Annotated in this window: 5 protein-coding genes; 3 read left to right on the top strand and 2 right to left on the bottom strand. The window is 56.0% G+C overall.

Translation table 11 applies throughout. The annotated features are described in order from the left end of the window. Together ACSFA7_RS33530 and ACSFA7_RS33535 are read left to right on the top strand one after the other, a co-directional pair. A partial coding sequence (locus ACSFA7_RS33530) for a Sir2 family NAD-dependent protein deacetylase (protein ID WP_435503355.1) occupies positions 1–360 on the top strand: 360 nt, incomplete at its 5' end. 153 nt (positions 361–513) lie between these two features. Then, positions 514–855 (top strand): hypothetical protein, encoded by a 342-nt coding sequence (locus ACSFA7_RS33535; protein ID WP_435503356.1) that lies wholly within the window; start codon positions 514–516, stop codon positions 853–855. A 52-nt stretch (positions 856–907) separates the two neighbouring features. Here ACSFA7_RS33535 and ACSFA7_RS33540 read toward each other — a convergent pair whose 3' ends face one another. Next, positions 908–1,177, bottom strand: a complete 270-nt coding sequence (locus tag ACSFA7_RS33540) for a hypothetical protein (RefSeq protein ID WP_435503357.1) — start codon at positions 1,175–1,177, stop codon at positions 908–910. Positions 1,178–1,422: 245 nt separating this feature from the next. Here ACSFA7_RS33540 and ACSFA7_RS33545 point away from each other — a divergent pair, with 245 nt between their 5' ends. Beyond that, complete coding sequence (locus ACSFA7_RS33545; protein ID WP_435503358.1) at positions 1,423–1,815, top strand: hypothetical protein; 393 nt, start codon at positions 1,423–1,425, stop codon at positions 1,813–1,815. 130 nt (positions 1,816–1,945) lie between these two features. Here ACSFA7_RS33545 and ACSFA7_RS33550 read toward each other — a convergent pair whose 3' ends face one another. After that, on the bottom strand, positions 1,946–2,374 hold the full coding sequence (locus ACSFA7_RS33550; protein ID WP_435503359.1) for an SMI1/KNR4 family protein: 429 nt from the start codon (positions 2,372–2,374) through the stop codon (positions 1,946–1,948). Positions 2,375–2,529 lie beyond the last annotated feature (155 nt).

A 2,529-nucleotide genomic window follows, 5' to 3' on the forward strand; every position in this document is an offset into this window, starting at 1 on the left:
GCCGCGCGAAGACGCTACAAGATTGGCGGCACACCTATCTCGATGGGGCAGCTTTGCGAAGATGGAACGCAGCTTCGGCCCGATGTGGTCTGGTTCGGAGAAGAGGTCGAATTCCTGGCTGAGGCGAAACGCCATATCGCGAGCGCAGGACGGGTGCTCGTAATCGGAACCTCACTGTCTGTATTTCCTGTCGCCGCTCTGGTGAAAGCCGCACGTGGCAGGGCAGAGAAGGTATTGGTTGCATTCGACGTCACAAAGCCGCCTTACGGATACACATTTCTGCGGGGCAAGGCGACCGAGCTTGTACCAGCGGTGACGAACAGATGGCTTGCCGAGAGTAGGCAGAGTATTGGCACGTAGCAGCGCGGCGCGGCGTTGAGCAGATGCCGGCGAAACTCGCGCGTTCACAATCAGGCTGCGACGGACTACAGTCGGCCAAAACCGGTCGGTCGGCGCGTCGGCCAAAATTCGGTTTGGAAGCTACCTGTCGTCGCGTACTAATGGAGGAAGCGTATGGGAATGTGGGCTTTTGAACCTTGGGACAATGATGCCGCTGCAGATTGGTTTGGCAACCTCATGGATTCGACTAGGTTGCGGGACAGGTGGCTTGAGGGAATCAAGGCCGATGCAAGTGACGAACCAGAAATCGTGCGTGCTGCTGGCGCTCTATTCGTCATGCTCGGTCGTGTCTACGTATGGCCAATTCACAACTACGATGAGGATTTGGAGTTGGCCATCGACGCCATGTCCAAGATTGTTAGTGCCGAATCGTTTGAGGAAACACCGGAACTCGTCGCACTCGTCGAGAAGGAAATATCTGAACTGAAAGCCAGACGGAAGCCGGAAAAACAATAGCGGTGCCAGCTTTCAGCCGCTCATGCCGCTACAGTCGGCCACTACCTGCCGCTCAACCACGTCCGCTTTCTAAGGCATTCGCGATAGCGGCTTCAAGGCTTGCAACCAATGCCTTTGCCTGCTCGACGCTCAATTCGATCTCCGTGTTCGCCACTACACACTCGTCGGTGATCGCTTTGTCGTCGAATTGCTTTTCGGAGATGTCGAGATCAGGATGAATTTCCCAGGTCTCGATGTTGATGTGACCAGGGTGAATATAGGTGACGTCCAAGAATCCCTGTCGATAGCGAACATCGTTAAAGCGAATCTTGCTAGCACCCATGTCAGTAGCTCCTCGGTTGGGAGTGAGAGGATAGCGTTCGTCACCGGCCTCAGTCCGAACTAATGCCGGCTTGGCGGCGTTTCGTCGAGTCGCGGCTACTTCCGGCCTGGGCCCAAAGCTCCGCCGGTCGCAACCGGCTACAGTCGGCCAAGAGCGGTCACTCGAGACCGAGGCAGAATCCGGCCAAGAGCAGTCCTTCGCTGCTGCAGCGATTGAGTATCTGGTCTGGTGCCAACAATCGAATCATGAAACTGTCGATCGCGCTTTTGCCGGATTTTTCATACACGTCGGGCGGGTTGTCACTGCCGTTTCTTTATCAATTGAAATTCGAAAAGGCAGTTGTGCTGCATGGCCCTATCCATGTCACGGCATGTCTTCTCGTCAATAGTGACGACGACAGTATTTGCGCGGGGTACACCCAGAACATTTCCAGCTTCCTTCCCGGTGCAGAGTTCGTCGTCCCGCCGGGAAGGGAACTGGTTCTGGCCGCCGATGTGCTGGAGGATCAGGATGGACCGAGTGAACTAATCAGTGGGACGTATGAACTATCGGCAAAGGTTCAAATGCGGGCGCAGGTAGAAGGTAGTTCGAGTCGCTTCTATGAGTTGAGATCTTCGCGCCAGATCCTGCTGTCATAAGGGGAGCACGCACGAGATCGCAGAAGCAAGCCAAAGCCGGGCCGGATGTTTTCTAAGTGGCCGCTTTGGAGCAATGCTTACAGCCGCTTAGGGCCCGTTGCAGACGTTCCCGCGGACAGAAATCAGTCACTCAAGATGACGCGAACTTTTCTTTGAACTGGGTGAAATCCGAGAGATAGACGGCGGCAATGTTTGTGCCGACAACCTCGTAGGCGCCTTCCATGTGATGGTGGAACGCAATTACCCGACCCGGCTGCTTCCAGTCGATTCCCCACGCCTCATCGCCAGTTGAAAGACCGAAAAAGATGAACGGCTTGAGGTCGAACTCTGGTCGAAACCCCTCCCACTCGGCCCACTCCGACTTCGTGGTGCTGACTAAGTCGGACAGGGGCAGCAAGTAGGCCGCATTGCCCTCGCTCTCCCTTACACCGTTGGCTTCGAGGTACAGCGCCCGAAGCTCATCGGGGAACCGTACCCCGAGCTCGATCTCAGCATCTGCAATTGCTTCTGCGGACGCAGGGGCGCTGTAGTCCCATTCGGGAAAGTGTTCTTTGAGCATCTTTAGATCAATTTGGTTGAAGTCCGCTTCTGGCCGACTGTAGTCCGTCGCAGCCTGATTGTGAACGCGCGAGTTTCACCGGCATCTGCTCAACGCCGCGCCGCGCTGCTACGTGCCAATACTCTGCCGACTCTCGGCAAGCCATCTGTTCGTCA

Source organism: Variovorax trehalosi, assembly GCF_051216415.1.
GTDB lineage: Bacteria > Pseudomonadota > Gammaproteobacteria > Burkholderiales > Burkholderiaceae_C > Variovorax.